This window comes from Kitasatospora sp. NPDC059088, from assembly GCF_042738155.1.
GTDB lineage: Bacteria > Actinomycetota > Actinomycetes > Streptomycetales > Streptomycetaceae > Kitasatospora.
On sequence record NZ_JBHYGR010000033.1, the window covers coordinates 56289 to 77012 of the forward strand.

18 protein-coding genes are annotated in these 20724 nt (G+C 74.9%); 11 read left to right on the plus strand and 7 right to left on the minus strand.

The genetic code is table 11. From position 1 onward, the window contains the following. Positions 1–143 precede the first annotated feature (143 nt). Both ACFWXO_RS17370 and ACFWXO_RS17375 read left to right on the plus strand, forming a co-directional pair. Positions 144–530 carry a PadR family transcriptional regulator gene (locus ACFWXO_RS17370; protein WP_380524763.1) on the plus strand — a complete coding sequence of 129 codons (387 nt, stop codon included), beginning with the start codon at positions 144–146 and terminating at the stop codon, positions 528–530. Beyond that, positions 527–1126, plus strand: a complete 600-nt coding sequence (locus ACFWXO_RS17375) for an HAAS signaling domain-containing protein (protein ID WP_380524764.1) — start codon at positions 527–529, stop codon at positions 1124–1126. The genes ACFWXO_RS17370 and ACFWXO_RS17375 overlap by 4 nt, the downstream gene beginning before the upstream one ends. A 285-nt stretch (positions 1127–1411) precedes the next feature. On the opposite strand, the gene ACFWXO_RS17380 is transcribed toward ACFWXO_RS17375, so the two are convergent. Both ACFWXO_RS17380 and ACFWXO_RS17385 read right to left on the minus strand, forming a co-directional pair. After that, positions 1412–2089, minus strand: coding sequence for a DUF6461 domain-containing protein (locus tag ACFWXO_RS17380; protein WP_380524765.1), 678 nt, complete (start codon positions 2087–2089; stop codon positions 1412–1414). A gap of 456 nt (positions 2090–2545) precedes the next feature. Next, positions 2546–4048 carry a purine-cytosine permease family protein gene (locus ACFWXO_RS17385; RefSeq protein WP_380524766.1) on the minus strand — a complete coding sequence of 501 codons (1503 nt, stop codon included), beginning with the start codon at positions 4046–4048 and terminating at the stop codon, positions 2546–2548. Between the two features lie 70 nt (positions 4049–4118). On the opposite strand from ACFWXO_RS17385, the gene ACFWXO_RS17390 reads away from it, so the two are divergent. The 5 genes from ACFWXO_RS17390 (at position 4119) to ACFWXO_RS17410 (ending at position 10528) form a co-directional block, all read left to right on the plus strand. Next, on the plus strand, positions 4119–4802 hold the full coding sequence (locus ACFWXO_RS17390; protein ID WP_380524767.1) for a TetR/AcrR family transcriptional regulator: 684 nt from the start codon (positions 4119–4121) through the stop codon (positions 4800–4802). 58 nt (positions 4803–4860) lie between these two features. Continuing rightward, positions 4861–6555: an amidohydrolase gene (locus ACFWXO_RS17395; protein WP_380524768.1), complete on the plus strand. Its 1695-nt coding sequence runs from the start codon at positions 4861–4863 to the stop codon at positions 6553–6555. Positions 6556–6825: 270 nt separating this feature from the next. After that, a complete protein-coding gene (locus tag ACFWXO_RS17400) occupies positions 6826–8223 on the plus strand; it encodes an erythromycin esterase family protein (RefSeq protein ID WP_380524769.1) in 1398 nt (465 codons plus the stop codon). A 144-nt stretch (positions 8224–8367) separates the two neighbouring features. Next, positions 8368–9165, plus strand: coding sequence for a hypothetical protein (locus ACFWXO_RS17405; protein ID WP_380524770.1), 798 nt, complete (start codon positions 8368–8370; stop codon positions 9163–9165). 232 nt (positions 9166–9397) lie between these two features. Then, entirely contained in the window at positions 9398–10528 is a 1131-nt protein-coding gene (locus tag ACFWXO_RS17410; protein WP_380524783.1) for an MFS transporter, read from the plus strand. An 80-nt stretch (positions 10529–10608) separates the two neighbouring features. Here the strand turns inward: ACFWXO_RS17410 and ACFWXO_RS17415 are convergent, their stop codons facing one another. After that, the gene (locus ACFWXO_RS17415; protein WP_380524771.1) at positions 10609–11577 is read right to left on the minus strand and encodes an alpha/beta hydrolase; all 969 of its coding nucleotides are present in this window, start codon (positions 11575–11577) and stop codon (positions 10609–10611) included. Between the two features lie 41 nt (positions 11578–11618). Between ACFWXO_RS17415 and ACFWXO_RS17420 the strand changes: the two genes are divergently transcribed. Beyond that, positions 11619–12101, plus strand: a complete 483-nt coding sequence (locus tag ACFWXO_RS17420; protein ID WP_375886065.1) for a MarR family winged helix-turn-helix transcriptional regulator — start codon at positions 11619–11621, stop codon at positions 12099–12101. 69 nt (positions 12102–12170) lie between these two features. On the opposite strand, the gene ACFWXO_RS17425 is transcribed toward ACFWXO_RS17420, so the two are convergent. Further along, on the minus strand, positions 12171–15290 hold the full coding sequence (locus ACFWXO_RS17425) for a phosphocholine-specific phospholipase C (RefSeq protein ID WP_380524772.1): 3120 nt from the start codon (positions 15288–15290) through the stop codon (positions 12171–12173). Positions 15291–15589: 299 nt separating this feature from the next. Here ACFWXO_RS17425 and ACFWXO_RS17430 point away from each other — a divergent pair, with 299 nt between their 5' ends. Further along, the gene (locus tag ACFWXO_RS17430; RefSeq protein ID WP_380524773.1) at positions 15590–16033 is read left to right on the plus strand and encodes a hypothetical protein; all 444 of its coding nucleotides are present in this window, start codon (positions 15590–15592) and stop codon (positions 16031–16033) included. 51 nt (positions 16034–16084) lie between these two features. Here the strand turns inward: ACFWXO_RS17430 and ACFWXO_RS17435 are convergent, their stop codons facing one another. Together ACFWXO_RS17435 and ACFWXO_RS17440 are read right to left on the minus strand one after the other, a co-directional pair. Beyond that, a complete protein-coding gene (locus ACFWXO_RS17435) occupies positions 16085–16813 on the minus strand; it encodes a DUF2306 domain-containing protein (protein ID WP_380524774.1) in 729 nt (242 codons plus the stop codon). A 65-nt stretch (positions 16814–16878) separates the two neighbouring features. Next, entirely contained in the window at positions 16879–17916 is a 1038-nt protein-coding gene (locus ACFWXO_RS17440; RefSeq protein WP_380524775.1) for a medium chain dehydrogenase/reductase family protein, read from the minus strand. Between the two features lie 112 nt (positions 17917–18028). On the opposite strand from ACFWXO_RS17440, the gene ACFWXO_RS17445 reads away from it, so the two are divergent. After that, the gene (locus ACFWXO_RS17445; RefSeq protein WP_380524776.1) at positions 18029–18670 is read left to right on the plus strand and encodes a TetR/AcrR family transcriptional regulator; all 642 of its coding nucleotides are present in this window, start codon (positions 18029–18031) and stop codon (positions 18668–18670) included. Positions 18671–18787: 117 nt separating this feature from the next. On the opposite strand, the gene ACFWXO_RS17450 is transcribed toward ACFWXO_RS17445, so the two are convergent. After that, positions 18788–20002, minus strand: coding sequence for an amidohydrolase (locus ACFWXO_RS17450; RefSeq protein WP_380524777.1), 1215 nt, complete (start codon positions 20000–20002; stop codon positions 18788–18790). A gap of 119 nt (positions 20003–20121) precedes the next feature. On the opposite strand from ACFWXO_RS17450, the gene ACFWXO_RS17455 reads away from it, so the two are divergent. Beyond that, positions 20122–20646, plus strand: a complete 525-nt coding sequence (locus tag ACFWXO_RS17455; RefSeq protein ID WP_380524778.1) for an HPP family protein — start codon at positions 20122–20124, stop codon at positions 20644–20646. Positions 20647–20724: the final 78 nt, after the last annotated feature.

Below are 20724 nucleotides of genomic sequence, written 5' to 3' on the forward strand. Positions count from 1 at the left end.
GCGCGCCCCGCGCGCCCCGCGCCGCCCCCGCGCCGCCCCCGGGGGCCCGCCCCGCGCGCGCGCACCCCGGCCCCCCGCCCCGCGCCCGCCCTCCTGGCGCCGCCCCCGGCCGGTACCTTGCTTCGCCTGCTATCTTGCATTGCATGGTACCTGGCATCGCAAGCACCGACGGCGGCGACGAGCCCGGCCCGGTCGACGGCCCGATCGCTACCCAGCTGCGCAAGGGCGTCCTGGAGTACTGCGTCCTCGCGCTGCTGCGCGGCGGCCCGCGCTACGGGGTCGAGCTGCTCCAGGAGCTCGGCCGCCACCCGATGCTGGCGACCAGCCAGGGCACCATCTACCCGCTGCTGTCCCGGCTGCGCCGCGCCGGGCTCGCCGACACCTTCCTGCGCGACTCGGCCAGTGGCCCGTCCCGCCGGTACTACACCCTCACCAAGGCGGGGGAGAGCGCGCTGGCGGAGTTCACCGCGCTCTGGCCCGCCTTCCGCGCCACCATCGACCACGTCCTCGCCCCGGGAGAGCACCCGTGAACAACCCCGTCGACCACCCCCTGGTCCGCGCTCACCTCGACGCCGTCGCCCGCGGCACCGCCACCCTGCCGCCCGAGCGCCGCCGCGAACTGCTGGCCGACCTGCGGGAGCACATCGAGGTCTCGCTCACCGACGTCCCGCTCGACGACGCCGCCGTCCGCTCCGTCCTGGCGCAGCTCGGCACCCCCCGGCAGATCGCCGACGCCGCCCTCGCCGAGGAGGGGCAGACGCCGCCCGCCCCGGAGACGACCCGCTGGACCAACGCCACCCTCGCCCTGGCCGTCCTCGCCTTGCCGGTCTCTCTGGTCCCCGTCGCCGGGCCCGTGCTCGGCTTCGCCGCGGCCGTCGTCGCGGCCGTCCGGGTGACCAGGTCCCGCCAGTGGACGCGCCGGGAGAAGCGTCAGGCCGCCGTGCTCATGGTCTCCCCGCTGCTGCTCGTCCCCGCGATCATGCTGGCGTTCACGCTGTTCTCCACGGGCCTCACCCCCAGCGCCCTGCTCGTCGCCTGCGCCCTCGGCTTCTCCCCGAGCCCGATCGCCGCGCTCCGGCTGGGCCGCGCCGCCGCCCGTGTGCGGACGGCGGACCTCCCTGCCTAAAGACGGGCACCGGCCGCCGGCCCTGGCCTACCCCAGCTCGACGTGCGTCCAACCAACGAGTGAGCCGATCGGCACCCCTGCAAGGGAGTTGTACTCGACGGAACCTCCCGATCGGCACATGTGCGGGCGGCTGGCCGCAGGCGAGGATGACGGTCATCGGGGCCCCGCCGGTGGGGCTCCGGGAGGGAGTCCGCCATGACCGTCATGACCGCCATCACCGCCGCCGCCATCAGCACCGTCACCGTCGCGCCGCTGTCGTTCCCGCCGGCGTCCCCGCCGCCGGGCTCAGTGCAGTTCCAGCCCCGGCCTGCCGCGCACCACGTACGCCGGCAGCCGTACCTCCCCCAGGACGGCCCGGGGCAGGCGCAGCCCGAAGCGCCGCCCGACAGCGCCGAGGGTCCGCCGCCGGGCCCCGGCGGCGGGCGCCCGCCCGGGGGTGCAGGAGGTGACGCCGTCCGCCTCCAGGACGTTCGCGGCGATCAGCTCCGGTACGAGCAGATCGGGCTGCCGGCCCCAGCGCCACCGCTCCTCCCCCAGCCCGAAGCCGCACAGCACGGCGCCGTCCCGGGCGTAGTCGAGCAGGGCGGGCGGCTGCTCCGGCATCGGCCGGAAGTGCACCACCTCCACGCCCTCGCGCGCTATCTCGGTGAGCAGTTCGCCGCCGGTGGAGTCCCCGTACTCGATCGCGAAGGACCAGCCGTCCGCCTCGCCGACCCGGATCACGCCGTCGCCGTCGTCACCGGGCCGGTAGACCTCGATGTCCAGGTCCCAGATCTCCCGCCCGCTGATCGGCCCGGTGGCCGCAGCCGGGTCGGCCCCCATCCGACGGGCGAGTTCCTCCGGTGGGATCCCACGGGCGAACACCACTCCGCTGACCTCGCCACCGGCATCCGCCAACCACTGGATGCCCTCACCGTCCTGCTCCTCGGCCCCGCGCGAACCCTCACCGACGACGCCGATCATGACGCCCCTCCCCTCGCGCCGGCCCTGAAATGGCCAGGCGCAGCCGGTCCGCACCCTAACCGAGATCGCCGACAGCCAACGCCGATCGGCCGGGCGGAGAGGCAACCCGGCGGAGTAACTCAGCTAGGGCGCACCACCGTTCGCCCAGCACCCCCGTCGGTTCGCCCTGACCGGGACGGTCGAAGTAACCTCCGAGCCCCTCGCCCGCCTCCGGACCGCCGCGCCCTTCCCCATGCTCCGCAACGGCACCATCGACGAACCTCGGCCCACCACCTCGACCTGAGCCACCGAGACGGAACGGAGGACGACCGGGCAAGGCCGAGGGGGGGGGGGGGGGGGGGCGGCGCGGGGCCGCCCCCCCCCCCCCCCCGCGACGTACCGACGGACCGCCCACCGAACTGCTGTGGCTCCGGCTGCGGCTGCGGCGCAGACCGTACAGGCCCGACCGCCCCGGCTTCAGGCCTGCCCCCGCGACACCACCCGTCGCATCAGCAGGGCGTAGACCACGGCGGCGACCGCGATCCCGGCCGGGAGGGCCAGGTCCACGCCGGTCAGCGCCGCGATCGGGCCGGTGTAGAGCGTGTCGACACAGAGGGCCGAGGCTGTCACGCCTGCCAACAGGGCGAGCGCACCGGCCGGGTTGACGCCGGCGCGGTACCAGAACGGGCTGCCCGGCGACTCGTCGGTCAGTGCCCGCCCGTCGTAGCGGTTGCGGCGCAGCAGGATGTCCACGGCGTAGATGGCGGTGCTGGGGCCGAGGAGGACGACGGTCAGCTGGAGCACGTTGCTGACCGTGTCCAGGAAGTTGGAGACCAGCAGAGCGTAGAGGGTCAGCGCGACGGCGACCGTGCCGTCCACCAGCACGCTGAGCGTGCGGCGGATGCGGATGCCGACGGCCTGGAGGGCGAGGCCGGCGCTGTACGCGGTGAGGGCGTTGACGGCGACGGTGCCGATGACCAGTGAGAGGAGGAAGACCGGGTTGAACCAGCCGGGCAGGATCGTCCGGAGCGCCGCCTGGGGGTCGGTCATGTCGACGGCGGTGGCCCCGAGCACGCCCAGTCCGCCGACGACGACGCTGGGCAGGAAGCCGCCGAGGGCGGTCCAACCGAGCACGGCACGCGGGGAGGTGTCGGCCGGCAGGTAGCGGGAGAAGTCGGCGCTGGTGGTGTACGAGAGCGGCCCGGAGGCGATCAGGGTGACGCCGGCCAGGACGGCCGCCCACGTCCCGCTGCCGCTGAGCGGCTGCGGCTGGCTCCAGCCGAAGTCGGCGTGCCGGAGGATCGCGTACCCGACGACGGCGAAGGCGGCGGCGAGGACGAGGGTGATCGGCAGGTAGAGCCGCACGATCACGGCGTGTCCGTAGACGCTGATGGTCAACGTGACCACCACGATCGCGATCACGATGGCGATCTTGATCGGGGTGTCCGGGGTGATCCCGACCTGCTCGGCGAGGGAGAACGCCGCGACGGCGGCCGCCGCGAGGTTCAGCGCGAAGTAGCAGACGGAGATCATCCAGCCGGTGACGGCGTTGTTCACCCGGTTGCCCCGGACGCCGTACAGCGCCCGCGTGATCACCTCGCTGGGCGCGCCGGCGGCCGGTCCGGAGACGGCCAGCAGTCCGGTGCCCAGCCAGAACAGGTTGCCGACGACCACCACCGCGAAGGCCTGCCACAGGCTGAGACCGCTCAGCACCAGGGCGCCGCCGACCACCAGATTGAGGTAGTTGACGCTGGCCGCCGCCCAGACCGCGAAGAGTTCGCGGGCGCGGCCCCTCCGTTCCGTCTCGGGGATGTGGTCGATGCCGTGGACCTCGACCCGCCCGGCCGCCCGATCCTGTGGGGGCTGCTCGGACTGGCCGGACTGGCTGAGCTGTACGGACTTCGGGGACTGCGCGGGCTGCGGGAGCGGTGGTCCGATGGGGGAGTCGGACCGGGGGTGGTCCGGGAGCGTGGACGCCATTGGGGGCCCTCCGTGGGGTGTCGTGCCCACCTGCTTGCTTATTGGTCGCACACTCAATAGCATCCGGCACATGACGTCAAGCGTTCAGCGCAAACGGATCCGGAAGTCCCCTGACGACCGCCGCGCGGAGATCGTCGAGGCTGCGGCCACCGTCGCCCTCACCGAGGGCCTGGAGTGCATCACCCTGCGCCGGATCGCCGAGCAGCTCGACGTCAGACCCGGTCTGATCAGCCACTACTTCCCGGCCGTGGAGGACTTGGTCGCCGAGGCCTTCGGCAGCGCCGCCACCGCCGAACTGGAGTCGCTGCTGCCCGCCGACCCGCCGGACGGCCGCTCGCTCAACCACCTCGCCCGCTTCTTCGCCCGCACCACCGGCCCGGCGTACGACGACATGAGCCGGCTCTGGCTCAACGCCCGCCACCTCAGCCGCTACCGGCCCGTCCTGCGCGAGCGCGTGCTCGGCCAGGAGTCGCTGTGGCGCGGCCGGCTCACCGGCGTCGTCCGAGCGGGCGTCGAGCGGGGCGAGTTCCGCACCGAGGACCCGGGCCTCACCGCCGTCCGGATCCTGGTGGTGATCGACGGCCTCGCCTCCCATGCCAACACCGGCCTGGGCAACCACCCCTCGGCCGTCATCCGGCTGGCGGCCGCCACCGCCGAACGTGAACTCGGCCTGGCGGAAGGCTCACTGGCCCTCGCCACCGAGCCGGAACCCCCCACCGCCGAGCCCGGATCCCGCACCGAAGAGCAGTCCTGACCCCGTTCCCCCTCCCCTCCCCCTCCCTCCCCCACCCCGCACCACCGCTGGAGTCGACGTGCGCACCTCCCTGGTCCTCCTCTCCGCCCGCCTGCTCGACCCCGCATCCGGCGGCTTCCTCCCGCAGAGCGCGCTCGCCGTGGTCGACGGCCGGATCGCCGCCCTGGGCGACGACCGGACGATCCGCGAACTCGCCGACGCCGCAACGACGGTGATCGACCTCAAGGGCGCCGTGGTCACCCCCGGCCTGGTCGACGGCCACCTCCACCCGGTCACCGGTGCCGAGCTCACCCACGGCCTGGACCTCTCCGGCTGCACCGACCTGCCGTCCGTCCGCGCCGCCCTCGCCGCCGAGGTCGAGGGCCTCGGCCCGGGCGCCTGGCTGCACGCCTGGGGCCTGGACCCGAACGTCTTCGGCGACCGCCCGGTCGAGTCCGCCGCCCTGGCCCCCGTCCTCGACGGCGTCCCCGCGCTGCTCCAGCTCTTCGACGCCCACTCCATGCTCGCCAGCCCGCGCGCCCTGGAGCTGGCCGGCGTGGACGGTCCGCGCACCTTCGCCCAGGCCGCCGAGGTGGTCTGCGACGCCGCCGGCCGTCCCACCGGCCTGCTGCTGGAGGACGCGGCCTGCGAACTGGTCGAACGCGCCGCCCCCCGGCCCACCCGCACCGAGCGCCGTGAGCGCCTGGCCGCCGCCCTGCGCGCCATGGCCGCGAACGGCCTCACCGGCGGACACGCGATGGACGCGGGCGGCGACAGCCTCGCCCTCTACGCCGAGCTCGACGAGGCGGGCGACCTGCCGCTGCGCCTGCGGGTCGCCCCCTGGTGCCAGCCCGGCGTGGACCGGGACGGGCTGGACGAACTGGTCGAACTCCAGAGCCGCAGCGGGAAGTTGTGGCGGGTGGACGGCGTCAAGCTGTTCATGGACGGCACGATCGACAACGGCACCGCCTGGCTGGAACACCCGGACTGCCACGGCGAGTCCACCCACGCCTTCTGGCCCGACCCGTCGCACTACACCCAGGTGATCGGGCAGCTGCACCGGGCCGGCGTACCGACGGCCACCCACGCCATCGGCGACGCCGCCGTCCGCCACGCCCTCGACGCCGTCGAGCAGGCCACCGCGACGGCCACCGCAACCACCGCCCCGACCGCCACCGCGACCACCCCGGCCGCCCCGGCCCCGGGAGCAGCCGCCCGAACCGCCCCCGTCCGGCACCGGATCGAGCACATCGAGACCGTCCCGGACGAGGTGGTGCGCCGCTTCGCCGAGCTGGGCGTGATCGCCTCCATGCAGCCCACCCACTGCTGCGACTTCACCCGCGCCGACCACACCGACAACTGGTCCCGCCGCCTGGGCGAGGAGCGCGCCGACCGGGCCTGGCGCTGCCGCGACCTGTGGGACGCGGGCGCCACCGTCGTCCTCGGCTCCGACTGGCCGATCGCCCCCTACCCGCCGCTGGGCGTCATGGCGGGGGCCCGCCACCGCCGCCCCACCCGCGACCTCGGCCAGCCCCCGCACAACCCCCGCCAGGCCCTCACCGCCCTGGAGGCGCTGCGCGCGATGACCGTCAACCCGGCCTTCGCGGCGGGCGAGGAGCAGGTGGCGGGCCGGATCGCGGTCGGCCACCGGGCCGACCTCACCGTCCTCGCCGCCGACCCGCTCACCACCCCCGCCACCGAGCTCGCCGAGGTCCCGGTCCTGCTCACCGTCCTGGACGGCCGCCCCACCCACCGCGCCGACCGGCTCTGCTGACCCCAAGCACCCCAAGCGCCCCAAGCACCCAGCGCACCCGGAGCAGGGCGTGCCCGACGCCCTCCCACCGCCTACCAGCCGCCCGCCCATCCGTCCAGGTGGCCCCAGGGGAACCGTCCAGGTGCCCCCAAGGGGCCCGGGTGGGTGGGGGCTGCCCCCGAAGAACCTGGCGGCCCTCCCCAGCGCGCCCGACCCCCTCCTCGGCGGAGGATTCTCTCACCGGCCCACACCGCCGGACGAGTTGAAACGACAAGCCGTGGAGTAGCCATCATGACCGTGACCCGGACCCCGATCGACCGACGGACCCTGCTGACCGCCACCACGGTGACGGCGACGGCCGCCCTGCTCATCCCGGCGACGGCCGCCACCGCCACCGCAGCCACGGCCGGCACCGCGGCCGCCGGCCCGACGGCCTCCCGGCCGGTCCCGGAGACCGCGGCGGTCTCCGCCGAACTCGACCGGATCGCCCACCCGTTGCGCTCCACCGAGCCCGACGCCCCGGCCGCCGGGCTGCGGGCGCTGGGCGCGATGATCGGTGACGCCCGGGTGGTCGGCCTGGGCGAGGCCACCCACGGCTCCCACGAGTTCTTCACCATGAAGCACCGGGTGTTCCGCTACCTGGTCGAGGAGAAGGGCTTCACCACCTTCGCCCTGGAGGCCAGTTGGTCGGCGGGCCTGCTGATCGACGCGTTCGTGCAGGGCCAGGGCGACGGCGACGCCCGTACGCTGGTCCGCCGGGTGATGGCCGGATCGCCCTGGCAGCGGCGCGAGTTCGCCGACCTCATCAGCTGGATGCGGGCGTACAACCGGAGCGGCCCTCAGCACCCGGTCCACTTCGTGGGCACCGACCTCGGCTTCCCCGGGATCGGCGAGCAGCCCTTCTCCGAGGTCACCGCCTACCTGCGGAAGGCCGCCCCCGCCTCGCTGTCGAGCGTCGAGCAGTCCTACGCCGCCCTGCGGCCGTTCACCGACGCCATCGGCTACATCAGCCGCACCCCGCTGCCCGAGCGCCGGCGCAACGCGGACCTGGCGCAGCAGGCGCTGGACCTGGTCGCCGCCGCCGGCCGGGACGGCGACGCGGACTACGAGTGGGCCGTCCAGCACGCCCGCAACATCGCCCGGACCTTCGCCTTCACCACCATGCAGGTCGACGACAGCGGCTCCGTCGTCGCCGCCCAGGTGCTCCGCGACCGGGCGATGGCCGACAACACCCTGTGGTGGCAGCGCCGCCACGGCGGCAAGGTGCTGCTCTCCGCGCACAACGGCCACGTCGGCTACCGGTCCAGCGACCCGGTCCTCTACCCCACGCCGCAGGGCGCCCACCTGCGCGAGGCACTCGGCGCCGGCTACGTCGGCATCGGCTTCACCTTCGGCAGCGGCTCCTTCCTCACCGAGGCCGACCCCTTCGCCGACGACTGGCGCAGCACCACCGTGCCGCCGGCCACCCTCGGCATGAACGAGTACCTCCTCGACCGGGTCCGCCCCCGCGACTACTACCTCGACCTGCGCCAGGCCCCGCCCGCCGCCCGCACCTGGCTGGACACCGCCCGCCCCACCTACGACGCCGGCACGACCTTCACCAGCACGCCGCTGCCCACCCTCGCCCTCGGCGGCAGCTACGACGTGCTGATCCACCTCCACCGGGTCCGCGCGGCCGACAGGCTCTGAGCGCCCCCTCTCCCCCGGCCTCAGCCCGCGGCGCGCACCAACCGTTCCGCTGCGGAGGCGGTCTGACATGATCGTCCCCCCATCGTTCCCGGCGGCCCCACCCGGCCGGGGGCGACTCGACGGCGAGGAACAGCGGAACCGGTCATGAGCAGCAGGAACAGGTCGGCCCACACCGCCCGGCAGTCCCGCACCGCCCGGCAGTCCCGCACCGCCCGGCAATCCAGCACCGCCCGGCAATCCCGCACCGCCCGGCAATCCCGCACCCCCCGGCAATCCCGCACCGCCCGGCAATCCCGCACCCCCCGGCAATCCGGCACCGCCCGACAGTCCGCCACCGCCCGGCAATCCGCGACCGCCCGACAGTCCGCCACCTCCCTGCGGCAACCGCAGAGCCGGGGCGCGGGCTTCCTGGCCCTGCTCGTCCTCGGTGCGGCGGCCGTCGCCCTCGGCCTCCTGGGCGGCCGGGCCGCCGGCACCGCCTTCGCCTACGCGGCCCGCCTCAGCGGCCGACCGGGCGAGCTGACCGTGGAGCGCTGCTGGGGCGACAACCCGGCGAAGCCCGGGCTGATCACCTCCTGCGCCGGCGCGTTCCGCTCCGACGACGGCCGAACGGTGGTCGAGGGCTCGCCGATCGACGGCGCCCACCACCTCGGCGCCGTCCTGCCCGTCGAATACGGCGACGGCGGCTCCCACAGCACGGGCCTCGCCTACGCGACCGGCGACCTGGCCGGACTGCTCGCCGTGATCCCGGTCGCCGCGTTCGGCCTCTGGCTGCTCTGCCTGGCCGTCGGCACCCTGCCGACCGGCGGCCGGCTCCCGGCCGGGCTGTTCCCGCAGCACAACAAGGCGGTGCGCCGACTCCTGTGGGCCGGCCTCGGCTGCTTGCTGGCGGCCGGCGTCTGCCTGCTGGTCGGTGTCGTCGGCTGGGCCGCGACGCCCTGACCCGGCCCACGCACGGTCGGCCGCCGGGCCGACGGCGGTGCCGGGAGGCCCCGGAGGCGCCACCGTCCAGGTGCCGGGCGGGCGTACGGCCGGTCGGCCCAGTGCGCGCCCGTACGCCGTGGGCCCGTACGGCCCGGGTGCCTATCGTGGGTTGGTGACTGATCATCGGACTGCCGGTCCCGTCGTCTCCCCGGTGGGCTACCTGCTGGCCGCCTTCGCCTTCGCGGTCTGCATGACCGGGACCACCCTGCCCACCCCGCTGTACGGGCTCTACCAGGAGCGGATCGGCTTCTCCGAACTGACGGTGACGGTGGTGTTCGCCGTGTACGCCTTCGGGGTGATCGGGGTGCTGCTGCTGGTCGGGAACGTGTCCGACGCCGTCGGGCGCCGGCCCGTGCTGGTCTTCGGGCTGGTCGGCGCGGCCTGCAGCGCCGTCGTGTTCCTGGCCGCGGACAGCGTGCTGCTGCTCTGCCTGGGGCGGCTGCTGTCGGGGCTGTCGGCGGGGGTGTTCACCGGCACCGCCACGGCGTACGTGCTGGAGCTGGCACCGCCGGGCCGCCGGGGACGGGCGGGCTTCGTCGCGACGGCCGCCAACATGGGCGGCCTGGGCTGCGGCCCGCTGGTGGCGGGGCTGCTCTCCCAGTACGCGCCGTACCCCTTGGTGCTGCCCTTCGTGGCGCACCTGGTGCTGCTCGCCGCCGCCTTCGGCGTGCTGCTGCGACTGCCGGAGACGGTGGTCGGCGCCCGTCCGCTGCGCACCGCCCGACCGGTCCGACCCAGCCTGCCGCCGGAGGTGCGGCGGGTGTTCGTGCCGGCCGGGATCGCGGCCTTCGCCGGGTTCTCCCTGCTGGGGCTGTTCACCTCGGTCGCCCCGGCCTTCCTCGCCGAGGGGCTGGACGTGCACAACCGCGCGGCGGTCGGCCTGATCGTCTCGTCGGCCTTCCTGGCCTCGACCCTCGGTCAGCTGCTCGTCCCCCGGCTGGGCACGGCGCGGGCCGTACCGCTGGGCTGCCTGGTGCTGATCGCCGGTCTGGCGCTGCTGGCGGGTTCGCTGGCGTGGGCCGTCCTGGCGCTGCTGGTGTCGGCCGCGCTGGTGGGCGGCGCCGGGCAGGGCATGGGGCTGCGCGGCGCGGTGGGCGAGGTCGCCGCCGCGAGCCCGGCGGAGCACCGCGGCGGGGCGCTCTCGGCCCTCTTCGTGGTCGGCTACTTCGGCATCTCGGTCCCGGTGATCGGCGTCGGGCTGCTCACCGGGCCGCTCGGGCTGGCCCACGCCGGTCTGGTGTTCGCCGCCTGCATGGGCCTGCTGGCCGCCGCCTCCGGCGCCTACCTGCTGCGCCTGGCGCGGGCCGGCGCCGCGGTCTGACCCCTAGCCCGACCCCGACCCCGACCCCGACCCGCGCCTGCTCAGCCCCGGCCCGCGCCTACGCCGCCAGGGCTCCGCACCTACTCCACCGAGGTCCCCGCGGCGGTTCCGGCCCGCCCGGCCCGGAGCCGCTGGCGCAGGAAGAGGGCGGCGCGGTCGAGGGCCTCGTCCGCCTCGTCGAGGACGCCGGCGAAGGCCTGGAACACGTGCGGCACGTCGGCGGTGACGTCGAGGATGACGTCCACGCCCGCCTCGCGCGCCCGCGCGGCGAGGCGGGTGGAGTCGTCCAGCAGCAGTTCGTTGGCGCCGACCTGGATCAGCATCGGGGGGAACCCGGTCAGGTCGGCGTGCAGGACCGGGCTGAGCAGCGGCTGCCGCGGGTCGGCCCCGCCGAGGTACATGGCTCCGGTGCGGTCGAGTGCGGCGCGGGTGAAGATCGGGTCGATGCCCTCCTTGGTCCGGATGCTCTCGCCGCTCCGGGTGGCGTCGAGGCCCGGGGAGAGGACCAGTACGGCGGCGGGCAGCGGCAGGCCCGCGTCCCGCGCGGCGAGGCAGGTGGTGACGGCGAGTCCGCCGCCGGCGGAGTCGCCCGCGAGGACGATGGCGGCCGGGTCCCCGCCGCGGTCGAGGAGGGCCCGGTAGGCGCTCAGGCAGTCCTCGACGGCGGCCGGGAAGGGGTGCTCGGGGGCCAGCCGGTAGTCCGGTGAGTACGCCTCGACCCCGGTCCTGGCCACCAGGTTCCCGGTCAGCGAGAGGGCGGTCTCGGGGGAGCCGAAGACCCAGCCGCCGCCGTGGAAGTACAGGATCGTCGCGTCCGTCCCGCCTTCCGGAGCACGATCCGAACCGTCCCCCTCCGGGCCCTCGGGCCGGACCCGCAGGGCCGGCCGGCCGCCGAGGGTCGTCGGCTCGGTGCGGATGGCGTCGTGGGGCACGATCATCCCCGCCATCAGGGCCCGGAAGCCGGCCCTGATCTCCTCCACCGACCGGGGCCCGGTGGGCGCCGACTGCCGCAGCATCGCGTCGACCCGGCTGCGCTGTTCCCTGCTCATGGCACACTCCTGGCTGAGTAGCTTCCCGTACACTATATGCCATGGAAGATACATTGAACGGCGCCCGCTCCGCAGCCGGCCTCGCCGGGTTCTTCGCCGACCTGGTGCGGTGCGAGACGCGGCTGTACAACGCCCTCAACGACCGGCTCCGCGAGCGGCACGGGATCGTCACCTCGCAGTACGAGTTCCTGGGCTACCTGCACCGCCACCCCGGGTGCCGGGTGGCCGACCTCGCCGCCGAGTTCGCCATCGGCGTCGGGGCGACCAGCAAGGGCGTCGACCGCCTGGAGAAGCAGGGGTGGGCCGCCCGGCGGCCGAACCCGGCGGACCGCCGGTCCTCGCTGCTGGTCCTGACCGACGAGGGCACCCGGCTCGTCGAGGCAGCGGAGCGGACCGTCACCGAGGGCCTGGCCGAGCTGCTCGCGGACACCCTCGACGCCGCCGCGCTGTCCGCCGCGGCCGGGGCGCTCGCCACCCTGCGCGCCGCCCTCGAACGCGACCAGGTCGGCATCCCCACGGGCTGAACCGCCCTGCCCACGGCCGGGAACGGCGACCGCGCCGGGCGCGGCGCCGACCCGCGCGGCGCGCCCGGGTCAGCCCGTGATCGGGCGGGTGTCCAGCCGGATGTGGTCCACCGCCCAGTACCAGTTGTTGCCCGCGTCGTACATCCGGAACTTCAACGTCACCGAACGCGCGCCCGCCGGCACCGCGAACTGCCGGACGACCTGGACGTTCTGGGCGTCCTTGCCCGCGTTGTCGTTGCCGGTGGCGTCCGCGCTGTAGAAGACCAGCCGGGTCTCGGTCCCGTTGTCGAACACCGCGGTGACGGCGGCCTTCTGCGGGGCCTCCTGGCGGTAGTGCGAGTCGAAGGCCAGGTGGAGGGTGGCGGTGCCGGCCGGGACCGGGACGGCGGGCGAGACCAGGGTGGAGTCGAAGACGCCCTTGCGGGACGGCGAGCCGGTGTCGTCCCAGTCGTCCGGGTCGGCGACGGCGACGACGCCCAGGGCACGGCCGAAGTTGCCGCGGTCCTGCCCGGCGGGCACGGTCCACTCGCGCTTGGTGTGGAAGGTCCAGCCCTGGAGCCGGACGGTGCCCTGCGGCATGCCGGGGGCGTTGACCACCGACCAGCCCTCGGGCGCCCGGGCGGTCCAGCCGAGCACGCCGCCCTCGGGCCGGAGCGCACCGGCCAGCGATTCGAAGTCCTCGTCCAGCAGGTGGCCGGTCATCACCGGGGCCGGGCGGGCGGCGAGTTCGCCGTCCGCGACGGCGAAGCGGCCGCCGGCCAGGGCACGGGCGGTGACCAGCAGGCGGTGGGTGGCGCCGGCGGGCAGCTGGGCGGGCGGGGTGACGTCCCAGACCGCGGTCGCGGTGGCACCGGCGGCGAGGGCGGCGGGCGGCGCGGTGACGGCGGTGGCCGTCCAGCCGGGCGGGAGCAGCGGCCGGGCCTCGAAGCGGGTGAGCGCCTCGGTGGCGGCGAAGGTCGCGGTGACCCTGGCCGGGCGGCCGGGCAGCAGGACCGGCTCGTCGATGGTGGTGGAGGCGGCGCCGAGGGCGACGTTCACGGTGAGCGGGTCGGCCAGGCCCAGGGCCGGGTCGGTGACGGTGCGGTCGTCCCACGGGAAGCGGCCGGCGATCCGGCGGCGGAAGCCCAGGTCGTCCAGGACGCCCACCGCGACGTCGTACCAACCCTCGGGCCCCACGGCGACGTTGACGGTCCGGTCGTCGCCGGCCGGGACCCGCACCTCGCGCAGTCCGTCACCGTAGGCGAGGTCGCCGACCAGGAAGGTCCGGGCGGTGCGCGAGCGGTTGATGACGTCGACCTCCAGCACCTTGCCGCCGCGCTCCTCGGAGAGCGACACCTCGTACGCCGAGGCGGTGTCGCCGCGCAGGTGCCACAGCGCGCCGTTGGGGCCGTGCACCCGCAGGTCGTAGCCCTGCGGCCCGACCTTCCAGACGTCCGACAGCCGGCTCTTCGCCGCCACCGTGTAGTACCGGGGCGCCTCGCCGGGGGCCGGGTAGAGCGCGAACACCGCGCCCTGGCGGCCCTGGTTGACGAAGTCCAGGGTCAGCTCGTCGCCCTTGAGCCGCGGCTTGACGAGCAGGTCGTACGGCGCGGGGCGGGCGGAGCGGGTGCCGCGCTGCTGCTGCGGGAAGGTCTGCGGGCTGGGCACGGCGGGGGCGGGCAGCTTGCCGGTGTCGACCACCTTCTGCCGGTTGCCGCTGGTGTCGGGCAGCTGCGGCCAGACGGGGTTGCGGCCGGAGAAGTCGAAGACCTGGGTCAGGTCGCCGCAGACCGAGCGCCGCCAGGGGCTGATGTTGGGCTCCTGGACGCCGAAGCGCTGCTCCAGGAAGCGCAGCACGGAGGTGTGGTCGTAGACGGTGGAGTCGACCACGCCGCCGCGGGTCCACGGCGAGACCACCACCATCGGCACCCGTACGCCCAGGCCCATCGGGTAGGGGCCGGAGAGCAGGGTCTCCCCGGCGGGCAGGGTGTCGGACCAGCCGAGCGTGCCGTCGGCGGCCTTCACCCGGTACCGGCCGTCCTGGCCGACCACCCGGTGGTAGGTCTTCCCGGCCTTGCCCACCCGGACCACGACCTCGCCGTCCACCGGCACGTTGGACCTGCCGCGCCCGGCGGCCAGCGGCGGGACGGGCGGCAGCTGGTGGTCGAAGAAGCCGCCGTGCTCGTCGTAGTTGAGGATGAAGACGGTCTTCTGGAACACCTCCGGCCTGGCGGCCAGCGCCGACAGCAGCCGGGCGGTGAGGTGCTCGCCGTTCGGCGGCGCGTAGTTGGCGTGCTCGGAGAGCGCGGCCGGGGCGACGATCCAGGACACCTGCGGCAGCCGGTCGGCCTGGACGTCGGCGGTGAAGGCCTCGACCAGGGCGTCGCCCATCGCGAACGGGTCGTCCTTCTTCGCCGGGTCGCCGACGGCCCGCATGCCGCGCTCGTACAGCGGCTCACCGGGCTTGGCCTTGACGAAGGGGGCGAACCAGGCGAGCGCGTTGTCGTCGAAGTTGTCGAGGGCCTGGTAGGTCTTCCAGCTGACGCCGGCCCGCTCCAGGCGCTCGGCGTAGGTGGTCCACTCGTAGCCGCCGGGGATCTCGGTGTTGTCGGTGACCGGGGTGTCCCGCACGGTGCCGCCGCTGGTCCCGGTCATCAGGTGTTCGCGGTTGGTGTTGGTGTTGCACTGCACGGACGCGTAGTAGGCGTCGCAGACCGTGAACACCGAGGCCAGCGCGTGGTAGAAGGGCATGTCCGCGGACTCGTAGTAGCCCTGGCCGAGCCAGCCGGAGGAGCGGCGGGTGACCGAGCCGTCGGCCCGGCCGTCGTTCCAGGCGTTCATCGAGTCGACGAAGCCGAAGGCGGGCGCGCCCTGCTGGTAGGCGTTGGTGTGGGCGGCGTTCATGGCGAAGGGCAGCAGGTGGCCCTCCTTGCGGCTCGGGTCCGGCTGGTGGAACACCGAGCGCCCGTCGACGCCGCGCACGGCGGTGCGGTCCCCGAAGCCCCGGACACCCGCCAGGGTGCCGAAGTAGTGGTCGAACGCGCGGTTCTCCTGCATGAACACCACGACGTGCTCGATGTCGGCCAGCCGTCCGGGCCGGGCCGGCGCGGCGAGCGCCTGCTGGACGCTGAGCGGGAGGGCGGACAGCACCGCGGCCGCCGCCGCGCCGCCGAGGAGGCTGCGGCGCGACAGTTCGGGCTTCGGACTCATGGGGTGGGGCTCCTTGCTGACGGACTGGGGGGCTCCGGCACCGGCCCGGGAGCGGCCGTTCGTGTCGGACCCGTCAGGTCTACGAGACCGAGGTGGACGCAGCGGCGGAGTCCGGTGTCCGGCCGGTGGCCGTCAAGAAACCCGGAGCTGTACAGACAACTTGACGCCCGATGATCAACCGCCGGACCGATGCGCCGACGGCCTCCACCGCGCCCGCGGCATCCTCTACGCTGACGCCAGGCCCGGGGCAGCAGGCCCCGGCCGCCGGACCGATGCGCACCGACACCGGGGGGAACCGCGTGATCCGTGTACAGCACCGCACCTACACCCTGATCCCGTGGCCGTGGCGGGTGATGTCCTGGGCCCAGGCGCCCGAGGGGCTGGAGTTCACCCTCTACGACATCGCCGACCCGGCCCTGCCGCCCCTGCGCGGCGTCGCGGTGCCCGGCACCCCGGAGGAGGCCGCCCGCTGGAAGGTCGGCCACGACGCCTACCTGAGCCTGCTGCGCGAGGCCGAGGAGACCGTCCGGCACGCCCACGGCGTGCGCTGCCGGCCCGGGTTCATGGTCGACATGCGCTCGGTGCGCCTGCGCCGCTACGACCTGATGCCCCACCGCAGGTCCCGCTCCCGGCGGCTGTTCGCCGAGTGCCTGGACCGGATGCGCACCTACGAGGAGGCCTACCGGCCGATCCTGACGGAGATCGAGGCCCGCATCGCGGCGGCCGCCGCCGACACCGCCTGACCGACGGCCGGCCGGCTCGGCCCGGACGGCCGCTCGGGCCGGTCAAGCCGATCAGGCCCGCTGGGCCGTCGAGGCCGCCGTGCCCGCCGTGCCCGCGACGGCCACCGGGGCGGAAGCGTCGCGCCGCCGGCGGGTCGAGCGCTCCAGCGTCCGGTGCACGATGACGTACTCCGCGACGAGCACGTTGCCCAGGACTGCCGCCCAGCCCGCCGTGGTGTACACGTCCCGGAACGTCAGGGACGGGACGACCTTCGCCAGCGCCAGGCCGGCCAGGAGGTAGATCCGCAGGGTCACCGCGGCGAAGGTCAGGGCGTAGTTCCGGATCATCCAGATCCGGTGCAGCTGCACCTCGCCGCGCCGGATCGTCCGGTAGGCCTGGGCCGCGGTGTACAGCCACGCCGCCGTCAGCAGGAAGAAGGCGACCTGGAGCGGGAAGCCGCTCGGCGACACCGTGCTGGCGTAGAGGGCCGCGGCCGAGGCGGCCACCACGGAGACCAGGTACACCCGGCCGGCGATCCGGTGCAGCCGGGGGTAGCGGGTCCGCAGGCGCGGCACGAACTGCAACGGCCCGATGATCAGCGTCAGTCCGGCCGGCCCCGCGTGGACGACGAGGCTCGCGTAGTAGCCGACGATGCTCCGGTCGATGGGCGCGTACGAGGATCCGGTCAGGTACGGCGGGACGAAGACGGCCGCGATGCCGACCGCCGACACCGCCATCAGGCCCCACAGGGACCACCACCAGCGGCGGCGGACGGTCCGGGCGGCAGCTGGGTCGACCATGGGTGGAGCTCCAATCCTGGTGCGGCAGAAGGGGTTTCGGGCATCCGGCCGACGCCGGCCCCCGACTAGGGGACGATGACGACCTTGCCCGCGACGGTGCGCGACTCGGCCAGGGCGAGCGCGGCCGCGGCCTCGTCGAGCGGGAACTCGGCGGCGATCTGGGCGGTGAGCGTGCCGTCGGCGAGCAGGGCCAGCACCTGGGTGAGGTCCTCGCGCAGCCGGGCCCGGAAGGCCGCCGGGCGGCGCTTGCCCGCCCAGAAGTTGTAGAAGTGCGCGGACCGGCCGTTGGGCAGGTTGTTCCACAGCGCCAGCCGGGCGAACAGCTTCAACACCGGGAGCTGGGAGTTGCCGGCCTCGTCCTTGGTGGCGGCGGTGCCGTAGGACACCAGGACCCCGCCGCGGCGCAGCAGCGACCAGGACTGCTCCAGTCCGGCGCCGCCGACGTGGTCGAACACCGCGTCGACGCCGTCCGGCGCGAGCTCCCGGATGCGCCGGTACAGCTCGGGGTCGCGGTAGTCGACCGGGGTCGCGCCCAGGGCGCGGACGGTGTCGTGGTGCCGCCCGGAGGCCGTGCCGATCACCGTGATCCCGGCGTGCCGGGCCAGTTGGACCAGGGTCGAGCCGACGCCGCCGTTGGCGCCGAGCACGACGATCGTGCCGCCCCGGCGCACCTTCGCGGTCCGGTGCAGCATCTGCCAGGCCGTCACGCCGTTGACCACGACGGTCTCCGCGTCGGCGGCCGTCACGCCGTCCGGCACCGGGACGACGTCGGCGGCGTCGAGCAGCAGGTGGCTGGCCCAGGCGCCGGTCTTGGTGACGGCGGCGACGCGGCGCCCGACCATCGCGGGGTCGACGCCGGGGCCGGTCGCGACCACGGTGCCGACCACGTCGTAGCCGGGCACGAAGGGGAAGGGCGGCTGGTCGTAGTACTTGCCGCGGCGCATCTGCTGCTCGGCGAAGGAGACCCCGGTGGCGTCCATCCGGAGCAGTACGTGCCCCGCGCTCGGCGGCGGGAGGTCGCGGGTGCGCAGCCGCAGGCCGCTCGGCTCGACCTCGCCCGGCAGGACGACCTCGGTGGCGTGGGTGACGACGGCGTTGTTCACGGTGTGCTCCGTTCGGCTCTGCGGTGCGGTGACTACAGCCGTAAAGTTACACACGTAAGCTCACGACTGACAAGAGCTGCCGTTCGTAAGTTTTCACCTGTAAGCTCACGCCATGGGAAACGAATCGAGCACAGCCCCCGTCCGTGCCCGCAACCGTCGCGGGGAAGGCGCCCGCCTGCGCGCGGACATCGTGGCCGCCGCGGTCGAACTGCTCGACGAGGCCGGCACCGAGACCGCCGTCACCCTGCGCTCGGTCGCCCGCCGGGTCGGCATCGCGGCCCCCTCGATCTACCGCCACTTCCCCGACCAGCCGGCCATCATGCTGGCCGTGGTGCGACAGGCCTTCGAACAGATGGAGGCCCGGCTGCGCACCGCCGTCGACGCGGCCGACGACGACCCCCGACAGCGGCTCACCGCCCTCTGCCATGCCTACCTGGCGTACTCCCGGGAGCACCCCGAGCGGTACCGCACCATGTTCGGCGGCGTCTGGGTGCCCGCGCTCCAGGACACCACCGTGACGCCGGAGGAGATGGGCACCCTCGGCCAGGAGCTGCTGCAGCTGTTCGTCGAGACCCTGGAGGCGTGCGTGGCCACGGGCGCGTCCAGCAGCGACGACGCGTTCGCGGACACCGTGGCCCTCTGGCTGGGCCTGCACGGGCTGGCCCACCAGCGGGCGGTCACGGTCGCCTTTCCGTGGCCGGAGGGGATCGCCGACCGGCTGATCGTCACGCTGGCGCACCTCAAGGCCGAGTAGTCGGACGGCCGGACAGACGGACGGACAGCCGGGCGCCCGGAAAGCCGGACGCCCGGCACCGGACGAACCGGTGCCGGGCGCGGGCAGGCGGGGGCCACGCAGGGGCGGGGCCGAAGGTCAGCCGGTGAACCGCCCCTCGCGGGCCACCACGCGCCCCGCCCGGACGACGAGTTCGCGCGGCGGGAGGTCGACCACGACCTGCGGCAGGCACTCGCCGGTCAGCAGCATGAAGTCGGCCGGCGAACCGGGCGCCAGGGTCACCGGCGGCAGGTCGAGCAGTTCGGCGCCGCCGTCGGCGGCCAGGGCGAAGCAGTCGGCGAGCTGCCCGTCGGTGCGGGCGTCGGTGGTCCAGCCGAGCAGGTGGGCGCGGTGCAGCAGGTCCGCGTTGCCGTACGGGCTCCAGGAGTCGCGCACGCCGTCCGACCCGAGGCCGACCCGCACGCCGTGCTCCCGCAGGACGCGGAACGGCAGCACCTGGTGGGCCGAGGGCGCGACGGTGGTCAGCCCGACCCCCGACCCTGCCAGCAGCTCGGCCAGTCCGGCCAGCGGCGGGCCGGTCAGCTCGGGCACGCAGAAGGCGTGGCTCACCACCACGCGCCCGGCGAGACCGGCCGCCGCGGTCCGCGCGGCGATCTCGCGCAGTGGGCCGAGGCCGCGCTCGCCCCGGTCGTGGAGGTGGATGTCGAGCCGCAGGCCGTACTGTTCGGCCAGGCCGAAGAGCAGGTCCAGCTGGGCGGGGCCGGTGCCGTCCGGGCCGCCGTCGAACCCGGCCGGGTCGATTCCGCCGATCGCGTCGATCAGCCCGCTCGCGGCCGCCTCGGCCAGCAGCTCACCCGCCCCGGGCGTGCGCCGCACCCCGTGCTGGGGGAAGGCGACCAGCTGGAGGTCCAGCGCGCCCGCCAGCCGCTCCCGCACCTCGGCGAGCCCGGTGACCCCGGCCAGGCCGAAGGCGGGGGCGACGTCCACGTGGGCACGGACGGCCCGGGTGCCACGGGTCACCGCGTGGGCCAGCAGCCGGTGGGCCCGCTCGGCGAGCGGGGTGCGCTGCCGCCGGTGGAGCTCGACGTCGCCCTGGACGTACTCGGGCAGCGAGCCGGCCGGGCGGCGGCTGTACCAGGGCTCGCCCCAGGCGGTCTTGTCGGGGTGGATGTGGGCGTCGACCAGGGTGGGCAGGGCGATCCGGCCGGCGCCCTCGACGATCTGCGGCGCCGCGCCGTCCGGGACGCGCTCGGCGAGGACGCCGTCCACGGCGACCAGGTCGACGGCCTCGGCGGCGCCGAAGGGGCGGACGTCCCGGAAGACGGTGACGGCCGGTGGGGTGGGTGCGATCACACGGTGCTCCTCGGATCCCGTCTCGACAATGTGCCCAGCAGGCAAAACGTCCTACCTCTCCTTCAACAGTCTGTTTATCATCGGCGGGTCCCCCGTCTTCCACCCGGAGCCACCCGCACATGCCCGCCCCGCCGTCCCCACCGCCCGCCCCCGGCATACCGCCCGCCACCGGCGCCCGCCCGCGGCCGCACCCGCTGCACGTGCTGCGGGACTCCGTCTACGCCGTCGGCGCCCTGCTCGTGCTGGTCGGGATCGGCGTGCTGCTCCACCAGCCGCTGCTGATCCCGCCCCTGGCGGCCAGCGCCGCACTGGTGCACGGCGCACCCGGGCTGCCGATCTCCCAGCCGCGCAACCTGATCGGCGGCCAGCTGCTGTCCGCCACGCTCGGCTACGCCACCCTGGCCGTCACCGGCAGCACCGCCTGGGGCGCGGCGATCGCCGCCGGACTCGCGCTCGGCGCGATGCTGCTCACCCACCTCTCGCACTCCCCCGCGGCGGCCACCGCCGTCATCGTGGTCCTGCAAGCCCCGCACCCCGTGCCCTTCCTGCCGCTGCTCGTCCTGGCCACCACCCTGCTGGTCGCCGTCGGCCTGCTGCCGGGCCGGATCGGCGGACACCCGGTCCGCTACCCACTCTCCTGGTGAACGGCGGTCGGGGGGGTGGACCCCTAGGGGGGCCCCCCCCGGCCGCGGTGCGCGCCCCCGGGGCCCGGCCCCCCCCGC